This window comes from Legionella sp. PATHC035 (assembly GCF_026191115.1).
Taxonomy (GTDB): Bacteria; Pseudomonadota; Gammaproteobacteria; order Legionellales; family Legionellaceae; genus Legionella.
The window spans coordinates 2659699-2684340 of record NZ_JAPHOT010000001.1; the positions used below are offsets into that span (position 1 = coordinate 2659699).

Genomic DNA, 24642 nt, shown 5'->3' on the forward strand with positions numbered 1-24642 from the left:
AGGCATCAAAATGAAAATTTTAAGAACTCTTATTTCAACTTTTGCTTTTTTTTCCTTTTTATCATTAACTCCTATGACTGTATTTGCTGATGATTGTGCGGTGGACTGTAAAGGTGAGAAAAAAGAAATTGATTGCCCAGGTAAAGGTTGTGGTTGTTGGTGCAATGAAGATAATAAAGCGGTCTGCAAATGTGGCGAACCGAAAAATAGTAACGCACCTGCAGATAATAATAAAAAGTAACGCCTGATTCATTCGATAAGAGATTAGTGGCTTCCCATAGGGGTAAGCGACTTGGCATTTAAGTTAAAATCCTGGTTGCTTGCAATCGGGATTTATCCAAAGCAATGAAATAGAGCCATCCGTATTACTCCGGATCCGAAGATATTATTTGCTTTAGTCCCTATTTCTCTTTAACGATGTGCTCAGTGATTGGCCTGATGATTAAGATCTTTGTAGGTCACTCTATTTGATATAGAGATCGGCGCTAAGTGCGGAACTGTCCTTCTCAATTGGTACTTCGAACAACTCCGGTATGATTTGATTATAAGGAGATTCTGATTCGGTTTGATTTCACTCTTCTAAGATTTTGTGGCGCTTCTCCAATAAGGTGGGGTCCTTATCGACCCGCCTTATTGGATTTCATCTGGACTTAATTTAATCCTGAGTTTAAATTAGTTTTTGGGGAAAGCAATGGATTGTCCTCATCATCGTGAGTTTGAAAAAAAGAGCTTGCCGATCTTTTTATTTTGCTTAACTCTTTATCTTTCATCCCTTGTGGAAGCATAAAAGAATTATTTTTTTTAAGAATAGGTCTACTCTGAGCGGATTCTTTTTTCATAAAAAATCGTTCCAATAGATTCGGTTTCTTTTCTTTGACTGGCGTTTGCTGCATCGTATAACTGCGCGTTGGACGCGGGGATGAGGGGGGACTGTATGTTGAGGGTTCTGAAATGGTCTCAGTACGTTCTCGACCGTAGCTATGAGAAGGGGATAGCTCACTCTTCTCAGATTTATCATCTAATTTCACGTTATCCTTTTTGATAGTGCATAAAAGCAATAAATCGTTACACTGTTTCTTAATCTCTTTATTTTCGATAGTACCTAACACATCTATCGTCGTTAAATATTCTGCTACATTATCCGCATCAACGCGTTGTGTAAGATTTTTTTTAATATCTTCTAATATTCCTTTCGCTATGACCTCAAGAATTAGTGAACCTTTTCCGGTTCCGGAAGTGCTCTCCATTAATTGAGTAACAAAAACCCGCAACGCATGTTGTAATTTTTGTTCATTGACCTCTTCACCAAGATTACGATACCCTTTTCCTTGTCTTGCACTATGAATTTGAGCTGCTAAATTACTTATTATCTCTTCTTTTTTTGGCCCTTTTTTCATTGTTGCTATTTCTAAGCTACGCGTTTCCAAGCCTTTTACTAAAGTGCTCATTTCATTACGAAAATCAAAATAAATGGTTCCTTGTTCTGGATTACTTTCTGAACCTAAAAAATGTTCTAGAGTATTCCAGGCATTATTAATTATCGTAGTAAATACCGCTACCTTAGCAGTCAATAGGTTTCTTCGTCGCAATACTTCAGCCCGTTCCGATTCAGTGAATGCATGCAAGAGATCATCAGAAATCTTTTTGTTTTGTTTGTTTAACCAACTCTGTTGTATTCTATAAATAATGGCACTGGCGATTTGATCCTGTATCTTTTGGATTTCTTTACTTATCTCTTCTTTTGTGGCTTCGCCTCGTTCAGTCTGAAGCCGCTCTCCGATTAATTGAACTTGCTTCTCCCAAAAGTTACGCCACGCTTCGCTCTCTTGAAGAGGCTCGAAAAAAATTTTATAAAAAATTGCTTTGGTGTGATTTAGATTCGTTTCATTCACGCGAGGCTTCCATTTATCGAAGAGTTCGCCAAATGTTTCGAGTACTTTGTCCTCACATAATATTTCTAATAGTGCCGTGGGTTCTTTTATCTGGATATTGCCCTGCGACGGTGTAAAAAATAGCCTTCCATTTAATCTATTTAAAAGCTCCCCCAGATCTTGACCACCAACAGGGCTATTTTTTAGAGCTTGGGATACATACTCTAAATATTCGACTAACAGTTCCGCCGCCATTTTCATTGCAAGAGTCTCTCTTTTAGTTCATGTTGTTCTATAGTTGATGCCATCGTACCATTGTATTCCAGAAAAGGGCAGCAATCTCTGTTCCAAATGAGATCAAACCACTCCAATCAATCGAATGATTTTGAGGGGCTTAATGCGGTCACTTTTGGAGGCCCGTCATGGATTTCTAATTGAGCATGTAATCCATTCTTTGTATATATTTTGAGTCAGACTCTTCATCCCTTTGTTGCAAAAAAGACCGAGAACTAGGTTCATTGGCAAAAAAAGAACATAAAGTTTCTGAGGCTCTTGGACTGGGAGTATCTTGCCTCCTCGATATAAATTCTTGCTCTGCAGAACTTGTATCGGTTGTCTCTTGACCATTGGTATCATCATCAAAATAATCATCGCTAAACCAACGGCTAGTCAACCTCTTACTAATAGAGGTAGATGCTGATTCAGGATTAGGAGCATCTTGTTGTCTACTCAAACTTGGCTTTTCAGTGTCCGTTGCAGGAGGAGTAATAAGTTTTACTTGCTCTAGATTGCCTAGTTGCGCTGCAAAATTAGAGGGAGTTGCCCAAGGGTCGTTCGTTAAAGACTTGCCTCCAACCTCTAATAAATGCCCTGTAAGGGTAACGCAGTTATATACTTCAGCGTTCGTAGGAGTCCCTGAGAGCAGGCGGTGAACAAAGCCAGAAGCTTTTACTCCGGGGAGAAGTTGGTAGCACACCTCACCCGTATCCAATCCTTCTTTTATCCGAGTGAACTCATTGATCATTTTTTGCTTGTCGACGCCATGTACTACAAATACTTTATCGGGATCTACTGGCAAAATTTCATCAGGCTGCATGAGATTTGCGAAATCTTCCCTTGGCCTAATCGCTTCTTGCATACAATCATCTGCTAATTTTGTTGCTAAAGTGGCTCTTAATGGCCATATTGACGTAAGACCTCCAGCAGGGGTTGATTTGGGCCAAATACTCCAATACTGATCATCGCTAAATTTCATTGCGACATGACCAAGGCTATTAAATCCGCTTGACCAAACATAAATGGTGACTGAATCGTCTTCAAATGGGACTGGTTCTATACTAACGCTTTCCTTTTTAGCTAACATAAAGGATTCCTCCCTTTATTGGTTATTTAACAGCAAACCAAACCGATGCTGTTGATGTGAAGAACATCTTTGTTAAAAATTGTTCAGGTGATTATATGGAACAAATGAGCTGGTTGCAAGGTTATTGCTAGCAGTAATTTGGCTAAGCTTCCTTGAATACAATGAAAGATATTCGCAATACACAAACCTACTGCCCGTTGAACGAGAGGTAGGTTTAATTAGGTTACACGTCCTGTTAGTTGACCATCGACTCATATCTTGAGCAGTAATCGAGATCCGATTCATCGTCTCTTTGTGTGGTAATCGGTTCACTACTAAAAAATGATTCAGAACATTCTGACGGTCTTGAAGAGGGGGGATCGTCACTTCTAGATGTTGGCTCTGCTGCTGGTGAATGTATTTCAACCGGCGCATCTACTTGTTCAGGCTCCTCTACAGACCGACTATCATACGTAGACCAATCATAATCGTAGCTACTGGAGCTTTGCTGGATTGGTCTCGTGTTGGAGGGCGTTTCTTCCGAAGTTGCCGGCCAGGTAAAAAAATTTCTTACAGAATTGAACATGCTTCGAAGCAAGCCAGGTGCTTCCTCAGTTGAACTCGTTTTACTTTGCTCTGTAGCTGTAACAGCATCTTCTGTTTTGTTAAACTGAGCAGCAAAATGACTATTGATGCATGATGGTGCAGGAAAGGACATTATGCCTTCAGGTCTTTTTATACCTCCTGCCTCTAGGATTCTACTCACTGCTTCCGCACAATTAATTACGTCAACTTTGTCAATTTCAGATTCAATGATCTCTCTATCGAGCATCTTCAATCCCAGCAACATGCTTGAGGTAGAAGAATTAATATTTAAAAGTGCTGTTGCAGCTTTTGTTACAGAACCTGGAGCTAAGCTAAAGCTGGCACGGCCTGAATTCATTAATTCGTTTAATTCGTCTATCTTTTCAATAACTGCACCCATATCTTCTATCTGGTCAGTAATGTCGTAAGATGCATATACAGGACTGTCTGACGTTGAGGGGGAACTATGATTTACTGCTTTTGTAGGAAAAATGTACATCGAGCTAATAACAAGAGGCGTAAATGGAGATAACTCCTGACTGGGATAAACACTAATTACGTGTTTTTTACCCTCATGAGTGGCTTCTACAGAAACATGTCCGGTACCACCAACTTCGGGATGCTTGTGATAATTAATCACTACCTTTGAAGAGGTTTGATCCACCTCAAGTTCATTTTTCTCTTGCATAACACACACCGTAAGTTTTTAAAAGCACATAGTGTATTATAAATGAACAGCATTAAGAGGGTATTAAGGGGTATTGCTTGCTCGTCTAAATCATTTTTTTTTTTGCATCCAGCGATATTGTTTTATTGAGTTCAACAAGCTTATCAGCTTAAGATAACCATTTAGTCGTTTTAAAATGCCGAACAGATATTGATTAATAAGTGGATTTATCATGCAATCAGAAGAAATAATAAATAAAATACCCAATGAAGAGAGGCCAACTCTCTCTGATGAAGCACTGCATGCTCAAGCAAATCAGTATATCGATGAATTTAAACAACTTATCTTTCAGAGTCTTCCCTCAGTCATATCCCAGATCATTGAACGGGAAGTTTGGAAAAAAAGAAATAATCCCTATAAAAATTTTGGCGAATATGCCCTTGAGAAATCATCAGATGGCCTGGGTATTATTAACAACGAAATGTTGTGGTTATTGCGGTCGACTATGGATGTAAATACCCAGCATGTCGCTCATTGGGGTGATGTTCTTAATATGGTAGATCACAGTGTCAGGGTTTATGCGAAGGAAAATAAAATCTCGATTAAAGAGTTGAATCATGATCTAAGGGAGCAAGATAATACCAATCCTAATCTGCATCAGGAAAACAATATTACCTATTTACCCTCACATTCGCGATCGATTGATGGGCAACTTATGAAGTTAAAAAAGAAAGATCCTCTTGCCTATGAACAAGTGATACAAGGAAAAATGAAGATAAACGAGGCTTGGAGCCGAGTTCCCAGAAAACAACAACAACCTATTGAAACAATAAAAAATAAATTTTTTAATTTGTCTCAAGCAGATCGCGAAGCTTTTTTGGAGTGGCTTGAACAAGAAAAAAATAATCTTCAAAATTAGGTCATGTTGACAATTCATCCTCACTGCCTTCGTGCCGCGACTTGAAATTTTTTTAAAATATCGCCTCTGGCATACTGAGTTTAAATCAATACTTGGCCTCAATTTTGAGACAGCATTCCATTGTTATCCCGATATTTTTTTACCTCTCATCATCATCCATAGCAGAAGGGGATGGAGTGCTGCAATGAGTCACTATTTGGCCTTTGAAATCACCTAGCTCAGGGAGAAAGGATGTCATCATATTCCAATTGTAACGTTGGTCTGGTATTGTTCTTGCTAAAATACGAAGGCAGGCTATCTTTCATTTCTTCTAATTTGTTAAGGTAATCATCCTGTTTACTTTGAGTTCGATTTTTAAGATTTATTATACTTTCGCTACTCTTGCTGATTGCGTCTGTGAAGGAAAGCGGTAATTCTGATACTTAGTGCATCAGGAGTAAATTTAGCAGAACAAGCGAGCATTTTATTTACAATCCCGGGAATAATAAACAGTTTGTTTTTCTTGAAGCCTCGATAGGCAGTTGTGGCGATTTGTTCTGTAGATTTTATCCCAATAAAACCTCTAGCTAAATAGCTATTTTCCATTCCCGCTTCTTTAAAAAAATCGGACTGAGTAGGACCTGGGCAGAGAATGGAAAGGGTAACTCCTGTTCCTTTTAATTCATAAGCCAGTGCTTCCGAAAAAGAGACAACATAACTTTTGGAGGCATAATATGCTGCCATAAAGGGACCTGGTTGAAAGCCTGCAGTAGAAGCGACTTGGAGTATTTTGCCTTGGCCTTTGTGAACAAATTTTTTAGCAAAATAATAAGTAAGCATCGTCAATGTCGTCATATTGAGTTGTATCAACGAATTTAAATACTCTGCATCCATAGAGACGAAGTGACCAAGGTAACCTACGCCTGCATTATTCACTAAACAATCAATTTCTATGTTGAGGGCCTCGACTTGCTTGAATAAATCAGCAGCTGCTCCGGGACTACTTAGATCTAATGCGATGACACGTACTTTGACTGAATATTTTTCCTTGATTTGCACAGCGAGCTCTTCCAATAAATGCTGATTCCGTGCGGTTAAAATTAAATCATGGCCGTGGCGTGCAAACTCAAAAGCTAACGCTTGACCAATTCCTCGTGAAGCACCAGTGATAAGAGTAATCATTTTTAAAAGTGAGTAGGTAGTATTCTTTTAATTATATGACTCCTGGTGAGGGATTCAAATTCTTAAAATAGGCGTGGTGTCCCGAATCCTGGTTGCAAAACCGATTGTTAAAAAAGTATCGATTGATTTTATTTTTCTCCAGACTTTAATCAATCGATACCTACCTCCTCGATTCAAAAACCTCACCAATCACACGAAGAGGTTGTGAAAACTGTTCTGCTCTCTAATGTAGGGTCACCATGGAGCCCTTCACTCAACCCTTTATCAAAGAAACCTGGCCCAGTTTGCCTGGTTTTAGGATTAGGTTTGGAAGTTTTTTCTAAGCTTGGCCATACCGTTTTAGTTGGAAATGCATCTGGAGTATCGCTTTGACGCATTTTCTCTGTGGATGGCTTCTCGCTCGGCGAAGAATCTTGAGTTGATTTTTTTCTATTAAAAACGGTAGGCCAAGTAAAAGCGATTGATACGAATACTAAAATGACTGGAGACAATATTGCCATGGTAACGGTTAATGCAAATTTTGCCCCCATTGCTTCTCCCAGGGTTTCTCCAACATGAATTCCGCTTCGGATGCCACCAGCAACAGAATAAGCAAGAGAATCGCCTATCAATGCACATAGCTTGAGTATATTGAGAAATCCCTGTTTTAACTTTTGTGCGTCTGTTTGGTCCTCTTCTGGTGGTTGATAAATTGATTCAAATTTTTCTTTGAGATCGACATACGTTTTGGGGTTAAAGACTTTATATACTTGAGAAAAAGTATTAACAAACATGGTTGTCGAAGTACATATCATCGCAATAACATAGGCTAAAAGAGTGTCAGGAGTGGCACCTACAGCGTTAAAAAACTTATTAACCCCTGATACAGTGGTAAACCAGGTTAACGTCGCATAAACTGCTAAAAAGATCGTACTGACGAGTCCTAATAAGATACATCGCAGAAGACCATAGGGTTTTTTATAATCTTCAATAAAAAGATTTTTAAATTTGGTATAATTTTCACGTATACCTACCGCTTGAAACGAATAAAAAGAAATCGCTGCGATCACCGACAATCCGATTGTAGCTGCCATAACTAAAGGATTAGAGATGAGCAGGCCTGCCCCCAAAAAAGTGAGAAGTCCTACAAGACCAGCATATCCAGTAATCCCGGCAGAAATGCACGCCAACAAGGTCACCATACCAAACAATAATTTCTGACCTCTGTCGAGTATTGTTTTTTCCTGTGCATTTTCTTCAGGCGTCTTAAATGTTTTCTGTTTGCTCGGTTGAAAGCCCGCACTATCCAGCATCGCTTGCCCACGACTTAATAAACAGACTATTCCGTTACATAAGGAAAGTACTATTGCTAAGCCGAGGCTAAAGCCAAAAGGAGCTCCTAAAGTGCTTAATAATCCAAGGCAAAATACCATACACAGCGCCATGGAGGTAACCACCTTACCAATCACTAATGGCACACCTTTTATCAACCGATTTTTATTTTGCTCGGGGGTTCTCGTAAATTCTTGGCCATTCCAAGAGCAGGTAGCAATTTGTAAGACCTCTTGCTTGGATAATCTTTTTCCCCCCGAAAGGATTTCTCCCCACTTAAAGGTCAGGAAACTCCAAAAATAGTGGGAAAAAGGACGTATTAGAATATCTGTTACGCGAAGATCCCCATTGAGAATGGCTTTTTGGACTTTAGCCGATTCTTTGGGGTTAAATTGATATTGGTTGAACGAGGCAATAATCCAATCTTTTTGAGTACGAAATTTTCTTTTTAAAACCATTATGACTTCGGGTTTATAAAGCGTAGAATCGATTTGATCTTGTTCTAATATATCAAGTATTTCATTCATTTCGACAAATCCTTTTTTAATACAGGCTGCGTAGCTTATTTATAATTTCACAAGAATTCCATTTAAATTTTTAAAAAATTAATTATCAATAGGTATGAACCTTTATCATTTTTGTTAGAAAGGATTTGACATACTGTCCAAGTTAAATTCTAATCGTATTTTTTATCATGATATGGACAATCATGGGCTTTTTGAAATTTCTAAAACCTGCACCTTATCTTCATGAAATACAAGATAAAACCATTGTGAAACAGCAGTATCGCTATTGGCGTATTCGTACCTTTTATGCAATGTATATAGGGTATGCTTTGTTTTACTTTACGCGCAAAAGTTTTACCTTCGCGATGCCTGCATTACAAAGTACTTTGGGGATGACCAAAACAGAACTGGGAATGATTGCGAGTATTTTGAGTTTAAGTTACGGCATCAGCAAATTTTTGAGTGGAATTCTCGGTGATAAGTCAAACCCTCGTTATTTAATGGCGATTGGACTCATTTTGACGGGTATTTGTAACATCTTATTTGGATTGTCTTCTACCTGGTGGTTATTTGCTATTTTTTGGGGATTGAATGGTTGGTTTCAAGGCTGGGGATGGCCTGGATGTACTAAATTATTAACCCATTGGTATTCTCAATCCGAACGTGGCCGTTGGTGGAGTATTTGGAATACATCACATAACGTGGGTGGTGCCTTAATTCCATTGGTTGTTGCTGTGTGTGCGCAATATTTCGGCTGGCGTTCAGCCATGTTTGTGCCTGGAATCATCTGCATTTTGGGCGGTATTTTTTTAATTAATCGTTTAAGAGATACCCCGCAATCACTTGGTTTACCTGCGATAGAGGAATATCGAGAGGATTTTTCTGGCTCATCAAGCCACCACTCAGAAAAAACAGAACTTTCAGTCAAGGAAATTCTTTGGAATTATGTGTTAAGTAATCCTTATATTTGGATACTGTCCGTTTCTTATTTGTTTATTTATATTGTTCGCACGGCACTGAATGACTGGAGCATGTTGTATTTAACGGAAGTGAAGGATTATTCCTTGATTACAGCCGGTAGTTGTGTCATCTGGTTTGAGGTTGGTGGCTTTTTTGGAAATCTGGTTGCCGGCTGGCTTTCTGATAGAGTATATCAAGGGAAACGCAACCCGATTAATATTCTCTTTACTGCAGGTGTATTTGTTACTTTGTTGTTATTTTCATTGACCAAGGCATATACCCCATTTCTCGATTCATTATTTCTCTTTTTCTTTGGTTTTTTTATCTTTGGTCCCCAAATGATGATTGGTATGGCCTGTGCGGAGTTGACCCATAAAAAAGCGGCGGCAACGTCAACCGGCTTTGCGGGATTTTTTGCCTATTGTTTAGGGGCGGTCCTCGCTGGTGCTCCTTTAGGAGCGATTATTAAAAACTACGGCTGGGATAATTTCTTCCTTACATTATTTATTTGCTGCCTGATTCCATTTTTTATGATGCTTCCACTCTGGCACGTGAAATCACATCCAAGGGTTCGTAAATCAGACTTTTCAGGAACATCTGACTTTGCTTCGTGATGCGCCTGCCCAGGTGAGCCAAGCACCAACAAAGGATGGAGCAACTCAACGTAGGCTGGGCTGAAAAGCCCAGCATCTTCAACTCATTTCAATTGGTTATTTAAATGCAATGTTCAAGAGAAATCCATTAGAAAATAGAAATAATCGCGGGGCTTTTCAGCCCAGCCTACGTTAAACCAAAACTAATTCATTCTGGGCGGCTTAATTCATGGACGGTGCCTAAGGCCTTGTTTATTGCCTTCATTTTGCCCAAATATGCTACAATTATCACATTATTCATAAAACAGGTATGAATCATGTTTATCAAACAAGAAGTAAGGAAATCGAAACAAGCAGAATCATCACCAGCCAATCAATTCTTCGAAGTTGACCTTATTAAAAATACAGTAAATTTAATGTCTGGGTATGTTTCCTCTGCTCAAGCAGCATTAATCATGCGAAAGGTTATAGTCGGCCCAAACAAATTATTAGCAGATGTGAGCAGGGAATTTGATAGCATCGACAACCCAATTTTAAGAGCAAACTTTTTGTTTAAAGCGATGCTGCTTGGAAATTTTCATAAGCTTATTGTACTTAAAAATAGTTCTAAGCTTGAGCCGCTTACGTTAACCAGCTTTTTGAATGAGGCAGGAATTAAACTATCAGGTGAAAAAAATATACAAGAACTGGAAAAAATTATTAAGAAAGCCACCAACATACGGATCGAAAAAATTTTAGGCACTGATGTCAGTCAACCCGCTCGCTTTGTACTGGCTATCCAGTGCCCAGGTGAAGACAATTTTCAACTAGAAATTGCCGATGTAAGCCTATTGGGATTAATGGTCAAGCAAATCATCACCCCGAAACTGGCAATGCCTTATGCAGATTGGGACGATGAGGAAGAAATGGAGGCGTATCGAGAAAATTTTTTAAAAGAATACAATCTCAGTGGGTTTCAAACTATTTTTAATGGTCATTTTTCTGTTGCATCTTGGCAACCAGGATTTTACATAGAAAATAGTGAGGAAGAGAAAAAGCTTCTTTCTGCCTATGGTAACCTCGAAATTGCCTATCATTTGCTGACTCAAGAAAATGTCACTGACGAGGATTACCATACAGCAAAACAATTTTTTGCCAAAGCGGTTTTTGCGTTTAATAAATTTTATTTCTCTGGTGGCAATGTCAGTATGCATTTGGCATACATCGTCTCTCCGATGTTGGCAACGATGAATTTGCTGGCCAGCAGAGAAAAAAACAAGAATACAGTTGAATGCATTAAAATTTTAGAAGCAGCGAGTATTTTCCGTGATGTTTTTTTAGAAAAAATGAAGGAAATTTATAAAGATAAATTTGGACAAGTTAGCTCCGACTTCCTAAACGAATCAGCCAAACTGGAACAATTATGCCAAGAGGTGGTAAATCAGATCAAAAGTTCTCAATCAGCATCATTGGCTAACATGTTTTTTAACGCAAAAAATATATCTCTGGGAATGAAATGCAATCTTTTGGATGGGTTGAAGCTAACCAATGAGGAAAGACAAAAGATACTGCAAAATTTAGCGATGCAAGCGGATACATTATGGTATCAAGCGGACATTAAAGAAAAAAGGGTAATGATTCTGAAAGTGTACCAACCCTTAGTTGAGTTAATGAATAAAAAAGAACTGGAATCGTTACTTAATTCATCAGAAGCTTCAATCGAAATCAAGACAATGATTTGCCGAAATTTAGTTAGTAGAACCGATATGAATGACGTTAAGGCAGTAGATCATTTGATAAAACTTATTAATGATTTTCGTATTACTCTTAAAGAAACGAAATTAGACGAAAACAGTTTAAAAGATAAAGATGAACTATGCGCTATTCTGCATCATTTATTAGCAATTCAGATGAATTTTGATACGGGCTTCGAAGAGGTCAGTTTAACTGATGAGTATTTAGATAAATTAATGGATCAATGGAGTCAATTTCCAAACGAGAAGAAACAAGAAAAAAAACAAGAAGAATCCATTGAGAAAAAAGAACAAAAGCCGGGACTGTTTTCACAATCTGAATATCAGAGGATGCAGCTCCAAAAAATCCAAAAAGAAAAAGCGATTAAATATTATTTAGAAACTGTACCCCCTATGTTAGATAAGTTATCTACTCAAGTAGTACAAACTCAAGGTTTACTTTCAAAATTAAAAGAAACCATGGCTCATGTAATCGATAAAGAAGAATTTCATTCAACCTATTTTCCAGATAAGGAGGATAAGGATCAACTCGAATCACCGTTAATTACTAGGGTCAATTTATGTCTTGGAATGTTTCATGAGTTAGAAGACATGTTTAAAAAAAATCATGATATTATCATGGAGCTAAAAAGAAAAAATCATCCCCAGGCAGATGATCAATATGATCCTATGCACGAGAATGTGCAACAAAAAATTGCCACAGCAAAGTCAAGTACTACTTATAATCTTGACGTGCAAATGATAAAGGTTGAGAAACTGTTTGCCAAAGCCAATGAGCAGTTCAGACAATTGTCCACGCAGTTGAGTGTAAAGAATAGATCACTCAAAGACATCTACAATGATTCTTTAAAACCGGCTGAGAATACTTATCTCGAAATGGAAAAAATCGCTGGCGAATACTTGGAGTTAGCTAAAACATTAGATGCTATTGTGGAAGATAGTATACAAAAAGTAAACAATCCGGAATTTTATCCTATGCAACAACGTCAGTCGCAAAAGTAATTACAGAGGCTTGGGGGTTCTAATGGAATGAATCATCCCCCCCACCAAGTGGGTAATTTATAGTATCCGGCTTGGTGGCGTTGTTGAATCAATCGATGCTTTTGAATTATTTTACAGCATCGCTATGTCCATGCCTAAGACTCTCATATTCATTGGTGAACCTCTCGTTCAGTTTCAAATTTCCCATGTCGCATACTAAGTGACTATCAACGATTTTCCAACTCAGTGGATGGGATGGTTCCTTACTTTACAACGGATAAATACAGTTCGTATTGACCATGGGTATTGCCGAGTAAGAATTTTTGAGTTGTGTTGATATCCCAAGTCACTGGTGCTGATTTTTGATTAGGTATACTCCATTGCGAATGTAAAATTCCATTTTCATTTTTTAATTCAATACGAATTGATCCAATAATATCATCAGGATTTAAAGGTTTGGAGTCTTGATCCATCAGAGATACAATCAAAACAACTTTTTCTTCGTTCTTGATGGGTTCAGACCATAGAGGAGTTGGCTTAAGAGCATTGATTTTTGAGGGTGGCAAATGCAGTGGAAACTCTGGGATTCGAATATATTTCATTGGCTGTTGGGCTCGTAATACACTAATATCAAAATATAAATCATCGCCCAACCACTCTCCCTTTTTTATCATTTTAATTTGATTCAAGATAAGCTTAGGAGATAGCTCCTGATCATTCACTGCGAAAGCCATGGATGAGAAACAAAAAACAACAAGTGCACACCAACGTAGCCATTTCATTTTCTGACTCCTGTCAATAATTTTTTGCATAGCCATAATCTTTTTCAGGGGCTGCTTCTATTCAGTATGGTATAAACCCGTAATAATGGCTATAAATCAATATCCGATCGCACAATAAATAATAAAAAACACTTTCAATATTAGAGTTTGGGGGACTTAGCGACGGCGTGATTCCTATAAAAATGAAGCATGGATGGGGCTCGTTGTAAAAAAAGCGAGATGCGCAGAGTGGTGAATGGGGTCGTTTCCCTGATGTGAATTAAATGGACAGGTTTAGAAAATCCGATTTTTTCCATCATCAAGCGGTATAAGCAAGCGTAGCCCGAATCAAGTAAAACGAGATCCGGGACATGCTGGTTTGTCCCAATTTACTGGGGATTTTGTCCAGGAGAGGCGAATCCATTGTGGTCAAAATGGATGGAGCAAGCATAACGATATGCTGATTTTTTAGGAACTTCTTTCCCATTCCTGGTCATATCGGCATTGGTATAACGGCAAAGAATGCTTTTTCCCTTGCGGTATAAATGCCCTGCAGCCCCTTCTTCCTGCACCTTAGAACCTGTGAGTTCATTGTAGAGTTTTTTTGCTTGCTTACCATGGATATTCAATGGCATGGCATAGGATGTTGATATGCTGAAAAGGCAAATTGAAGTAAAAACCAAGACAACTTTTGCTGAAAATTTCATACTCACTCTCCCTTTATTTGCACTGCGTATTGGTATCAGCTCATGTTCCATGAGTATGATACCTTATACGATGAATTTTCACCTCATACTCAATCGAGGTGTTTGTTTACCCACTTTACTAAATCTTGTGAACTTATGAGACCGGCATTTCTCGCAATTTCTTTGCCGTGACGGAAAAGAACGAGCATGGGAATGCTCTGAATCGTAAAACGTGAGGCTAGATAGGGTTGTGCTTCAGTATCAACTTTGGCGAGCCTTACCCTGGGTTCCAGAAGGCGTGCTGCAGATTCGAATTGTGGTGCCATCATTTTGCATGGGCCACACCATTGAGCCCAAAAATCAATGAGCACAGGGATATCATTCCGTTCGATATGGCGATCAAATTGATCCTGTTCCAAACTTATCGGTTTACCATTAAAAAGCGACTGTTGGCACTTCCCACAATTTGGATGTTGACTCAAACGCGAGGAAGGTACTCGGTTAATTGTATTACAATGAGGACAAACAACATGCAAACTTGTATTCATGAGTTAAACTCTCATAGAACTAATTAGTGAATGGGTATTGTAACGTATCATAAACTGGTACAAAGCTATAGAGCCAGAAAAGACAAAATGCAGGGACAAAAGCAACTCGTGGGGCACCCGTGTCATTGCTGAGCCACCGCTGTCCTTGCCTCACTTTCCCTGATTGGGGCTCTGGTTACATACAAAGCACAATGGATGGTGAACGATGCATAGGAGTATCTATTCCTATGATTTTGCTTAGGCATCAGTGCCGCGCACAAGAAGTACTGGTGTTGTGGCAATTCGAACAACATTCTCCGCCACGCTACCCATAAAGAGACGACTAAAGCCACGCCGGCCATGCGTGCCGATCATTAATAAATCAGCAGGCCATTCTTTTGCTGCGTCAACAATTACCTCAGCTACTCTTCCCTGAAATGGCTTTAATTCCAAAATGAATGTTTCAGGTTTGATAGATGATTGCTTCGCTATTTTTTTTGCAGCATTTGCTAATATCTTTTCCCCATCTTTCTTCCAAGCAGCAATAATTGAAAGATAGTCAAAAGAAGGTCCACCATAACGAATACTGCTTTCATCAATAACATGGATAATCCGCAGCTTAGGGCTCTGGTCTTTAGTGAGTTTAATCACTTCGTCTACTAAGGTGTCAGATACCTTGCTCCCATCAAGTGCTAGCATAATATTCTGATACATGATAATGGCTCCTTGCCCGTAATCACTTCACTGAAATTGTAGCAAGCGTAGTCTGGGCTGAAAAGCCCAGTCTTTGTTTGCATTTAACTCGCTTCAAGTGCAAGCATGTTCCCAAATGGGTGAATACTCCAATCGCATTATTTGGGATTGCTGCATCAGAGATGAATCGGGCTGATTTACATTCGTATCCCTGTTCTCTAGTCCCTTATCGTGAATATGGCAAAAACTTAGGCATCAGAAATGAGCAATAATATCCATTGCACCTAAAACAGTATAACGTTTGCTTGGAGGAATCCCTGCATTCACATTGCCATTAAATGCATTCCTATCCAGTGCATAATCGTAATCAATTTCTGGACGCAGTTCGATTTGTGGTGATAGCCAATGTTGCCAACCAAGTCCAAAGTTAAGATAACGAGTTTTTACACCAGTACGTTGTCCCTGTTTGTCGTCATAAAATTCAGGTCTCAATGAAATATTATCGAGAGGGGAGAATTGATAATTAATGTAGGCTACGGTAGCCAATACTGAAGCCGTACAAGTAAGCGCATTAGTGTTATTACATTGTGCTGCATTGGGTGCGTTAAAAGGAATATATTCTGGCGAAAAAGGGGTTCCTCCAGCGGCAATGGCGGCAGCTGCAATAGGATTGTTAATGTTAGCCACCTTATGTTGATGGAGTGTGTAAAGCTCATAGGCAATATGCCAACGATCATTGAATTTATGATAAAAAGTGAATCCATACCACTGTAGATTATTGTAACCCCATACGCCATTATTAATACCATCCATACAAGGATAGAACGTATCTTTGCCATCATTCCAGGTAATGCGAGCACAAGCAACAGCTGATACTCTAGCTCCTGGATCTTTGAGAAAAGTTGAATCTGGATATAAAGGATTGGGAGCAGGATTCTTTACTTTCTTCCCTATATTCCAAATCGCGGTATCAGTTCCTCCGACTAGACCTAACTGGAAAATGACATTTTTGGCTACCGCTAAACTCGCAACAAGCCCTTCGTTGGTATAGTTATCAAAAGTGTAAGTCATGGAGTGTGAGTACAGGTAATTATTTGGTGCAAGTTGCGCTTCAATATCAGGGATTGAGATATAACGTCCAACTCGAAAGAGTAATCCTTGAGCTACATTAGGGATATATAACTCACCATAAACCATAGGAAAGTCATAGCCATAAACCGAGTTGTTATTTAAAAGCTGATAACTGGCAATTCCATAGGCTGTGGTATAGCGGTAGTTTTCCCCATAAATTCCCGATAGCCTAAAACCCCAATCAATATGGCTTGTTTGAACCGTATTGGGAACACGCTCAATATAAAGCACTGCTTGATCCAGCTGTACTGTATTAGGCGTGTACATATAAGCCATAGGTGCATTACCACCTGGCTTTACTGTATTGGTGCTAATATTGCCTCCGCCATTGACCCAACCGTATGCTTGAATGTGGTTTTTTTGTAACCATTTTCCAGTCGAGGTATTAGCAATGCCAACCATAAATGGACTATCAACGGCATTAGGTAGGCTTACGCCTAAAGTCGTGGTAGCACCATAAGGCCACTCTGTAAAAGGCATTGGTGGTGTGGACTGTGGGGTTGCAGGCCAACCTACTCTATGAGAGGAGGGGGCATGAGGATCAGAGGGTGCTGTTGCATGTCCGATTTCCAACTTATAATAACGAAATAAACGTGTAAAAAAATCTTCCCCTAAATAGCTATCCAAACACGTATAGTTATTATAAGGGTTACATTTTGATGGGGTTTGATCGGGTATTGTTCTATCTTTTGCCCAGACTGAGGGGGTAGTTGTAGCCAAAATGAGATAAAAGAACACTTCTAAAAAAATAACGCTTCTCAAATTAACATCCTGTAAAAACATACAAATTAATCTTTTGAATAAATTAACAGAGTACTGTAGTGAATAATAGTTAACGTGCAAACAAAAACAGCGATATAAATACTTGCAGTTCACATTTTTACCTTTCTCCAGAGAAGTTCCCAGTTTTGAAGTGGGTTCAATAGGCCAGCAGCATCAGGTGAGTACGATCATTAATTCTAGCAATCACCTGTGCTTGGCGATACTGCGAACCATTTCCCGTAACCAACGATGCCCAGGATCAACATCATCTTTTTGGTGCCAATATTGATAGCAATTAAAACGGTCAACCTCAAAGGGTACTGAAGCAATACTTAATGGTATCAACTGAGCCAGCTTTTCAGCTACTTGGCGAATACTTAAGGTCAGATAAAGCGAGTCATTTAAAACAAGTAAAGGCATGATCCCCTGTCCTAAGGTAATAGAAACCCGTTTGTCATGTCCTAGTTGACGTAAATAGCGATCGAAATAATTGTAAAAAGGAGTTTCTCTTAATGAAAATTGAATTAATGGGTACTTAAATAGCTCTTCCATGCAAATTTTGCCTTTTTTGATTCCTGGATGGTTTCTGCCCCCAACGATGACGGCTTCATCCTGAAACAATTTTTGTTGCTTTAAGTTTTCTGGAACTCCTTCAAACATACCAATCATTAAATCAATATCGCCCGACTCAAACACTTCCACGGTATTTAAATAACTCGGATGTTTGATATTCAATTTTACTCCAGGAGCCTCTTGCTCCAATCGTTGAATCAAGCTTGGAGTCAATAAAATAGACGTCAAATCAGTCATACCAATTGAGAAACTTCGTTCTGAAATTAGAGGATTAAAGAGTTCGGTAGTGTTAAATAGTGTTTCAATCAGTGAGAGTGCTTGTCGGGTTTTGCCGATTAACGAGTGCGCTAAGGGAGTCAATTGCATGATATTACCCTGGCCGCGAACCAGTAAATCATCATGGAACTGCTCACGCAGTTGCTTCAAATAAACACTCATTGAGGACTGGCTTATACCCAGTTTTTTACTGGCAAGAGTTAGATGACGACAGGTTAATAATGCATGCAGTGCGCGAAGTAAATTGAGATTAAGTTTATCCATAAATAGCGGACCTAATAGGCTTTGAACTTCTATTTATACCGGCTTCTTGTTTGAGGTATAGTCGAGAACGATAGAGTTTGCAAATAAGCTTGATACCAATCGGAATGATAAAAGACATAAAAAAAGCTCGCAGGTTTTGAACCGCGAGCTTTTTCTTTGTTAATCCTAATAAAAATTAGAGAATACTGCATTGCTCTGAGTACTTAGGGTTGTAAGTCATTTCAGGTTCTCCATATAACTTACCCAAAGCTGTTTGTAGATAATCGTCAATTTCAGGTTGATTGCTTATTTTCTCTTCGCAAGCGATCATAAATACTTCTTTGAATTGCTCGAATTCCTTTCGGGTGACTGATTGTTCGATGTACTCATGTGATCTCATTCTTAAGGCTCGAATCTGGGCTGCTTGATCTACCGTACGTGGTAATTGATTATGCATCCAGGTTCCAACTAAAGTATCAGTCAATAGTACTGTATCAAGACTGTTTCCTCGATTTATAGAGAAATGTTCGATTCCTTCAGATGACTCAGCATAAATTGATAAATCACCAGCTTCTCTATAAATTCCTATCATGAAAGTCTCATTAGAGATTAAGTGATCGTGATTGATAACTGAACGTTTACTGCTTAATTTTTCTGTTTTGCTACGCATGGACTACTCCTAATTGACCATTGTTTAATAAATTCATCACCTCAATATGACTAACTTTTAAGCTTATTGAGTTGATTTTTCATATTTTATCGATGGAAAATTAGCCTTTTCTTAAAATTCTTAATAAAAAATTAATAATGAGGATTAGAATTCTGGATGATGAATATAGATGTGGAAGTTCGATGTATATGGTGAGGAGTCCTTCTTGAGGGAGGCACTCTATAGCTCCTCCCCAAACCGAACTTTGATTAATGACTAAAGTTTTCGAAGCTATTTACTATGGAAATTAGAAATTTCCCGGCTCTCGCCCTCGTTCACAAACCCAGAGAATTTAAACTGCAAGATTTTGGTATTTCTAAAACTAAAGGTGAGGACGTATATTATTTGACTGGGGGAGGTCACAGAAATGTTCTTGCGAAGCCTTCTCTATTAGAGACCTTACAATCAGGAGAAGTTAGATATTGATATAGGATAAATATACCGCACACATGAGAGAGATCCCTCTATAAATACCTTTGCTCCTATTTAGCAAACGTAAGTTGGGTCAAAATGCCCCAACTTACTTGTTTGAATGCTTATCAGTAGGTCAGTGAATTTGAAATTTCGGCTTCAACCTTGACCATTGTTTGTGATTTGTTAACAGCAAAACCTCCGAAGAAAGTTAAAGGTAAAAGGCGAGGTTTATTAAGGGCCAAATAAAGCTCGGAATCTGGTTTTTGAACTACTTCACCTAGAACATCCTCTCCCTTTTTAAGCTTTAATACGGCATCCACTATCCCCTGAAGTTTTGTACCACTGTTCATCCAGTAGGGATTCAAGCTCGTTTTTCCTTCGTGTAAGCGAGCCATAGTTTCCATGATTTTTAATCCTATATTTCCCTGCTTACTTAAGAAAAGTATCGCATCATTATAAGAAACCTCCTCAGGAGGAAGCTGAGTTATTTGTGGGGCAAAAATAATTTCTTCTGTTTCTAAGAATCTTTCGAGTTGTTGTTTCAGCATTCCATATAGATTGTTTAAATTTGCATCAATAAAGGGGAAATGTGCTACCAATTCATTGAATAGATAAGGTGATGTACTAAAATTGGGAAATGGAGTTGTAGATGCAGAATTGAAGAGTCTATTTAGTTCCTTTATGGTCTCAGGTGTAACAGACTTTTTCCCATCTTTTTTCAATTGGTCAATAATCTTTTCGAAGGATGATAAAAATCCTAAGTGGGTTAATAATGCAGTAAGGTTATTCGAAGCCTCTCGCGCAGATACTTGATGGTCACCGACCTTGATCCTAATCGAGGGAGATATATCAATAGGCTCATCTGCATTACCATTCAAATAAGGCCCTAAGTTACGAGCCATTTCAGTAAATAATGGCATCATCTGTGTAAGGTATGGGTCTTCATGTAACCACGCGGATATCAAATAATTATAAGAATTAATTTGCTCTGATAATGTTTCTAGAGTCACTGTAGCGGAATGATCATTGAATTCTTTTAAGAGTTGTTGTTTTTGCTCTTTACTTAAGTCCTCATCTTTAAAAAAATTTAAAAATGCTGTTAAGTTAGCGCTAGTGACCGTTGCAGGTAAAATGAAATGGAAATGTTCCTTCTCTTCTTCCTTCTTCGATTTGCCCCCAAAAAGAGACGAGATGTGTTTGTTATGAGTATAATGAGCAAAGTCATGCATTAATCCTTCGCCAATCGATAAAACTCTGGATTTGCTTAATAGCTTTTCATATTTTTTTTGAAAATTTTCTAATTGATCTTTAGGTACATAAACGCTAATAAAAGGGCCGCTAATTTTAATTTTTTTAATAAGTGAATTTTCAGGAAATTGTTTTACAAACATGACTTATATACTCCCCATAATTTTTTGCTTAATTGTACTTCATTTTGATTTTTATTAAAACACCGAATCCAATCTCTCGCAATTTAAAGCCTATTTTTAATCAAATTCTTCGCGCGGCCGAGGGCTCAAGGATCCACTGTAAACTTGCTGTGGCAGTGAAGAAATGAATCGAGTTTTATAATATCAATTTTCTAGGAAGGGCATTTTTATAGCATTATCGACTCATAGGATTAAATCCGCAGCAAAAAGAAGTCGCTGACTTAATTAGTGAGCCAGCGTCGCTTTGCGGTGATAACAACCTCAATACCTGCTATAAACAAACGAAATTTGTGAACCACTTTTCGCTGATGTTGGCTGGCGTACCAATAGGTCAAGTCCTAAATACACCCATGTCAAAAGACACGATTTTTCGCGTCAATTTCATTGTGTACCGTATCTAAATCCATAGATAGTGAGACACAATAATCTGAAATTTATTACTCTAATACCTCGTAGTTCTGCAAGTCGGTCTCTCTACATTTATAAGAATAATCCATTGGACCAAATAAAGCCCCAGGGTTCTATGTGACGCTTTGTAGTTCCTGAATTAACTGTTGCTCTTTTTCGCGGGTGATAAAATCAGGCTAATAGGAAAAACCAGGTAAGCAAGCCATTGACACTCCTGCACACAATTAAGTCATCGATAACCAATTGATTAATTGTAGCTTATTCAGTATCCCATGGTTTTCCCTAATATCGACACTACATTTTTTGATGTATTAAGCCTTTTTTAAACCCAAGATTCTAATTTTTGAGCAACTAATCCGAAAATAAAACTCCAAAAAGGGCTTAAAGTTATTTTGTTACTACAAAATATCTCCAATCACTTTAAGAGGAGAGGATTTCATTCTGAAAGGAACAAGTACATGAATAAGGAAAAAATACAAGAACTCATATTTTCTGATAAAGATGAAAAAGAAATAGCAGCAAAGCTAATAAAATGGTTTACCAAAAATCCTGAGCTTATTCAAGAAAGGTATCTCTTCGATAGGACTGTTTTTCATCTTTTGGTTTTAAAAAATAAAGCGAAGGTATTGGAATCCCTATTCAGCGATACAACATTGTCTTTAATGCAGGGTAGGCCGTGGCGGGACATCGCTGTTCTGGGTGATCGGCAAAATGCTACTGTTTTACATTATGCTGTACGAAGTGAAGAAGACACTGAAACGTTAAAGGTGCTTTTGGAATTTATTCCCGAACTCATTAATCATACCAATAACCTGGGAAATACTCCCTTGCATGAGGCTGTTTTACACCATAATGTTTGGGCCATACATACTCTGGTCAGTACACAAAAATGTCATCGTGCGCTCAAAAACGAACAGGAAAAAACACCGCTTGATATGGCGGGAAATAACCTTGAATTAAGGAAGGCTTTATTATCGATTGATTTAAGCCGCATCAAGTCACTGGATTTGCGCTATCGGAAATCTAGTCCTGGTTCTGCAGAGAAATTGGGAGAATCATTCCCCTTGCTTTCCTCAAGGAGTGGGTCAGATCCCTCCTCATCGCCCTCCACCAGTTATGATTCCTTTCATTCCTCATTAAGACTTCAGGGGGAATCTCCAGAACGAGATCTTTCAAACTTGAAAATGGTATCGGCTCAGGAGAATGCTGCAGTTGTCAGCAGTGAACAGATCAATTTACATGTGCAGGAATTGGTGGGTAAATACCGAGTCAATAAGCATTCCGCTGAATATTTAAAAGCCCAAAAAAAATTTCATGGGTTGTGCAAAACAAACTTTTTTCCTGAAGAGTTCATCTTCGCGCCCAAGCTGATTACAGAACCTGAATTTCAAGAAGTGGTCTCGGACGCAATAGGCATCCTCTATCCAAGCGTCGATAGCATTTATACCCAGTCTCAGGAAAAAATTAATATTTTAATGAGTCAGTTCATAGTATTGCTGCTACCTAATATTTCACTTGAAGATTCTAAACCTCGGGAAATCCCCTTATTTCCTGAAGCCACGCCACAAAAAAAGCAAACGTTGAATCTGTTATGGCTCTTAACTGCCTGTCAGCAAGCCCCTGAATCCAAAAGGGAGTTTAACCTGGAGCAAATCACTAACCAGGCCTTGGGTTTGTTGGGATCGACACCGTTAATTGAAGTTTTGATCAACCTAAGAACACTATATGTTCACTTTGATGCGGATCAGAAATTAATTGCGAATCTTATTGTAATGCAACTGCTATTTTACAGTGCCGTTGACCGGATCACAGAGGTTCCGACACTCTCTATGCAGTTACGTTTTTTTTGTAACATCAACGGTGACAAGGATAAAGGGTTGGGTGAGCTTGGAAGCCAACTGAACCAGCATTTAAAGGAAGTCTTTGAATTGACTTCTGTTTACACCAATTGTCCTTTATTACATAATTTTCTCATCTTAAACCAACAGTTGCGTTGCCCTGCATTAATTGGTGTGAATCAATCCTTTGATGAGTTAGTTAACCAGGCACTAACTAAAAACCGTGAGAACAGAGTAGAGGAGGTTTTGTTAATCGCGCACGAATTAAGACAGCTGACCATTGCATTTTATCAGAAGGTATCAATTACAGAATTAAATGATGGAAATTGGCTAAAATCCGATAAAGACAACCTTTCCCCCAATATCAAGGAATTGACGGACAGCTTTAACCTATTGAGCAGTTACTTCTGTTTTAAAATTTTAAGCCAGCCGCCGGAAAATTTAAAAAATGCGCTTCAGTTTATCATTGATTTGGCACAGGCATTATGCCCGCTTAAAGGAGAGAACTATCCGGATCTAAACCATATGATGCTTATCGCAGGGATTCTTAATAACCAACAAATCTCTCGCTTGTATGATAAGGATGCTTTTCGGTTACCGAGCGCTTTCAGGGGGTTGTCAACCAAGGATCTTGATTACATCGAGGAAATCAATAAATTAATTTCCTCCGAAAAAAACTCAAAATACATGCGTGAAGTATATGGTGCATTTAGAAGTGCGCTCCCCTTCTTAGGACTTCTTTTAACTGAAGCTACCTTTGCAACTGATGGAAATCCGAATCCATTATCGAGAGCAGAAGCCTTAGGTATTGTTTTTAAAAAAATACTAGAGGTTAAGTTATTGATTAACTTTGAAATAACTGCCTATCAAACCAATATGACCACATTTATTCAGGAGTTCAGACCCGTCGATGAAGACAGTCAATATTGGGCTTCTGTCAGAATACAGCCTAGAAAAGCTGATTTATTCGATTTGGAAAATAATATGGCCGCAATCGAATCGCTGCTCGATACGCTCCACAAGAACTTTTTACCCAACAACATACTTCCATGTATTGTGATCAATAAAAAGATAAACAAACCCACTCAGACCGCTGAGGTACTTATTGATTTATTTAGTTTACATCTTAAGCGATTTAAAGCAGATAAACAGCAAGGCAAGACAAGAGAGGAAATCGAACAAGAGTCAATTCTTTTTGAACGCTGTTTTAAAAAATTAAAATTGGCTGTTTTGAAAATTATAGAAGTAAATAATCAGTACTATCATGAATTAAAATTATCCGACAAAAAAAATCCGGTCTTATTCATCAATTTATTGGATAACTTACATAAGCAATTGGACACCTCAGAAGAATTTTCAGACTTAAATACGTCCAAGAATTCTCCAAAAACCCTAAAGGAGAAACCATCAAGAGATGCAGGTAAAAGAAAAAGTCTGGTTTTTTTAGAAAAAAACATCTTCTTTAAGGCCAAGCCCAAAGAGCCTGATGAACAGGCAACTCCTTTGGAAAATATGTTCTCTTAACAATTTGATTAAGAGGTGGTTATGAATCACCTCTACTT

General features: G+C 38.4%; 18 protein-coding genes. 5 read left to right on the top strand and 13 right to left on the bottom strand.

Annotation, left to right across the window (positions count from 1 at the left end):
* Positions 1–10 precede the first annotated feature (10 nt).
* A complete protein-coding gene (locus tag OQJ13_RS11755; protein WP_265711002.1) occupies positions 11–241 on the top strand; it encodes a hypothetical protein in 231 nt (76 codons plus the stop codon).
* A 409-nt stretch (positions 242–650) separates the two neighbouring features.
* On the opposite strand, the gene OQJ13_RS11760 is transcribed toward OQJ13_RS11755, so the two are convergent.
* The 3 genes from OQJ13_RS11760 to OQJ13_RS11770 form a co-directional block, all read right to left on the bottom strand.
* On the bottom strand, positions 651–2132 hold the full coding sequence (locus tag OQJ13_RS11760) for a hypothetical protein (protein WP_265711003.1): 1482 nt from the start codon (positions 2130–2132) through the stop codon (positions 651–653).
* Between the two features lie 169 nt (positions 2133–2301).
* The gene (locus tag OQJ13_RS11765) at positions 2302–3234 is read right to left on the bottom strand and encodes a hypothetical protein (protein WP_265711004.1); all 933 of its coding nucleotides are present in this window, start codon (positions 3232–3234) and stop codon (positions 2302–2304) included.
* 235 nt (positions 3235–3469) lie between these two features.
* Positions 3470–4486 carry a hypothetical protein gene (locus tag OQJ13_RS11770; protein WP_265711005.1) on the bottom strand — a complete coding sequence of 339 codons (1017 nt, stop codon included), beginning with the start codon at positions 4484–4486 and terminating at the stop codon, positions 3470–3472.
* Between the two features lie 211 nt (positions 4487–4697).
* Between OQJ13_RS11770 and OQJ13_RS11775 the strand changes: the two genes are divergently transcribed.
* Positions 4698–5384 (top strand): hypothetical protein, encoded by a 687-nt coding sequence (locus tag OQJ13_RS11775; protein WP_265711006.1) that lies wholly within the window; start codon positions 4698–4700, stop codon positions 5382–5384.
* Between the two features lie 375 nt (positions 5385–5759).
* Here OQJ13_RS11775 and OQJ13_RS11780 read toward each other — a convergent pair whose 3' ends face one another.
* Positions 5760–6545 (bottom strand): SDR family NAD(P)-dependent oxidoreductase, encoded by a 786-nt coding sequence (locus OQJ13_RS11780; protein ID WP_265711007.1) that lies wholly within the window; start codon positions 6543–6545, stop codon positions 5760–5762.
* 182 nt (positions 6546–6727) lie between these two features.
* Positions 6728–8383 carry a hypothetical protein gene (locus OQJ13_RS11785; protein WP_265711008.1) on the bottom strand — a complete coding sequence of 552 codons (1656 nt, stop codon included), beginning with the start codon at positions 8381–8383 and terminating at the stop codon, positions 6728–6730.
* A gap of 182 nt (positions 8384–8565) precedes the next feature.
* On the opposite strand from OQJ13_RS11785, the gene pgtP reads away from it, so the two are divergent.
* On the top strand, positions 8566–9936 hold the full coding sequence (pgtP, locus tag OQJ13_RS11790; RefSeq protein ID WP_265711009.1) for an MFS transporter: 1371 nt from the start codon (positions 8566–8568) through the stop codon (positions 9934–9936).
* Positions 9937–10232: 296 nt separating this feature from the next.
* A complete protein-coding gene (locus OQJ13_RS11795) occupies positions 10233–12650 on the top strand; it encodes a hypothetical protein (protein WP_265711010.1) in 2418 nt (805 codons plus the stop codon).
* A gap of 242 nt (positions 12651–12892) precedes the next feature.
* Here the strand turns inward: OQJ13_RS11795 and OQJ13_RS11800 are convergent, their stop codons facing one another.
* The 8 genes from OQJ13_RS11800 to OQJ13_RS11835 form a co-directional block, all read right to left on the bottom strand.
* Entirely contained in the window at positions 12893–13411 is a 519-nt protein-coding gene (locus tag OQJ13_RS11800; protein ID WP_265711011.1) for a hypothetical protein, read from the bottom strand.
* 368 nt (positions 13412–13779) lie between these two features.
* Positions 13780–14097 (bottom strand): hypothetical protein, encoded by a 318-nt coding sequence (locus tag OQJ13_RS11805; protein WP_265711012.1) that lies wholly within the window; start codon positions 14095–14097, stop codon positions 13780–13782.
* Positions 14098–14186: 89 nt separating this feature from the next.
* Positions 14187–14624: a thioredoxin TrxC gene (gene trxC, locus OQJ13_RS11810; protein ID WP_265711013.1), complete on the bottom strand. Its 438-nt coding sequence runs from the start codon at positions 14622–14624 to the stop codon at positions 14187–14189.
* Between the two features lie 237 nt (positions 14625–14861).
* Positions 14862–15317, bottom strand: coding sequence for a universal stress protein (locus tag OQJ13_RS11815; RefSeq protein WP_265711014.1), 456 nt, complete (start codon positions 15315–15317; stop codon positions 14862–14864).
* 234 nt (positions 15318–15551) lie between these two features.
* Positions 15552–17210 carry an outer membrane beta-barrel protein gene (locus OQJ13_RS11820; protein WP_265711015.1) on the bottom strand — a complete coding sequence of 553 codons (1659 nt, stop codon included), beginning with the start codon at positions 17208–17210 and terminating at the stop codon, positions 15552–15554.
* A gap of 183 nt (positions 17211–17393) precedes the next feature.
* A complete protein-coding gene (locus OQJ13_RS11825; protein ID WP_265711016.1) occupies positions 17394–18302 on the bottom strand; it encodes a LysR family transcriptional regulator in 909 nt (302 codons plus the stop codon).
* 175 nt (positions 18303–18477) lie between these two features.
* Positions 18478–18951, bottom strand: a complete 474-nt coding sequence (locus OQJ13_RS11830; protein WP_265711017.1) for a hypothetical protein — start codon at positions 18949–18951, stop codon at positions 18478–18480.
* A gap of 578 nt (positions 18952–19529) precedes the next feature.
* Complete coding sequence (locus OQJ13_RS11835) at positions 19530–20795, bottom strand: hypothetical protein (protein ID WP_265711018.1); 1266 nt, start codon at positions 20793–20795, stop codon at positions 19530–19532.
* 905 nt (positions 20796–21700) lie between these two features.
* Between OQJ13_RS11835 and OQJ13_RS11840 the strand changes: the two genes are divergently transcribed.
* Positions 21701–24604, top strand: a complete 2904-nt coding sequence (locus OQJ13_RS11840; protein WP_265711019.1) for a RasGEF domain-containing protein — start codon at positions 21701–21703, stop codon at positions 24602–24604.
* Positions 24605–24642 lie beyond the last annotated feature (38 nt).

Coding starts and splice junctions, on each gene's coding strand:
- OQJ13_RS11755 (WP_265711002.1), top strand. CDS start 11: ATGAAAATTTTAAGAACTCTTATTTCAACTTTTGCTTTTTTTTCCTTT.
- OQJ13_RS11760 (WP_265711003.1), bottom strand. CDS start 2,132: ATGAAAATGGCGGCGGAACTGTTAGTCGAATATTTAGAGTATGTATCC.
- OQJ13_RS11765 (WP_265711004.1), bottom strand. CDS start 3,234: ATGTTAGCTAAAAAGGAAAGCGTTAGTATAGAACCAGTCCCATTTGAA.
- OQJ13_RS11770 (WP_265711005.1), bottom strand. CDS start 4,486: ATGCAAGAGAAAAATGAACTTGAGGTGGATCAAACCTCTTCAAAGGTA.
- OQJ13_RS11775 (WP_265711006.1), top strand. CDS start 4,698: ATGCAATCAGAAGAAATAATAAATAAAATACCCAATGAAGAGAGGCCA.
- OQJ13_RS11780 (WP_265711007.1), bottom strand. CDS start 6,545: ATGATTACTCTTATCACTGGTGCTTCACGAGGAATTGGTCAAGCGTTA.
- OQJ13_RS11785 (WP_265711008.1), bottom strand. CDS start 8,383: ATGAATGAAATACTTGATATATTAGAACAAGATCAAATCGATTCTACG.
- pgtP (WP_265711009.1), top strand. CDS start 8,566: ATGGGCTTTTTGAAATTTCTAAAACCTGCACCTTATCTTCATGAAATA.
- OQJ13_RS11795 (WP_265711010.1), top strand. CDS start 10,233: ATGTTTATCAAACAAGAAGTAAGGAAATCGAAACAAGCAGAATCATCA.
- OQJ13_RS11800 (WP_265711011.1), bottom strand. CDS start 13,411: ATGAAATGGCTACGTTGGTGTGCACTTGTTGTTTTTTGTTTCTCATCC.
- OQJ13_RS11805 (WP_265711012.1), bottom strand. CDS start 14,097: ATGAAATTTTCAGCAAAAGTTGTCTTGGTTTTTACTTCAATTTGCCTT.
- trxC (WP_265711013.1), bottom strand. CDS start 14,624: ATGAATACAAGTTTGCATGTTGTTTGTCCTCATTGTAATACAATTAAC.
- OQJ13_RS11815 (WP_265711014.1), bottom strand. CDS start 15,317: ATGTATCAGAATATTATGCTAGCACTTGATGGGAGCAAGGTATCTGAC.
- OQJ13_RS11820 (WP_265711015.1), bottom strand. CDS start 17,210: ATGTTTTTACAGGATGTTAATTTGAGAAGCGTTATTTTTTTAGAAGTG.
- OQJ13_RS11825 (WP_265711016.1), bottom strand. CDS start 18,302: ATGGATAAACTTAATCTCAATTTACTTCGCGCACTGCATGCATTATTA.
- OQJ13_RS11830 (WP_265711017.1), bottom strand. CDS start 18,951: ATGCGTAGCAAAACAGAAAAATTAAGCAGTAAACGTTCAGTTATCAAT.
- OQJ13_RS11835 (WP_265711018.1), bottom strand. CDS start 20,795: ATGTTTGTAAAACAATTTCCTGAAAATTCACTTATTAAAAAAATTAAA.
- OQJ13_RS11840 (WP_265711019.1), top strand. CDS start 21,701: ATGAATAAGGAAAAAATACAAGAACTCATATTTTCTGATAAAGATGAA.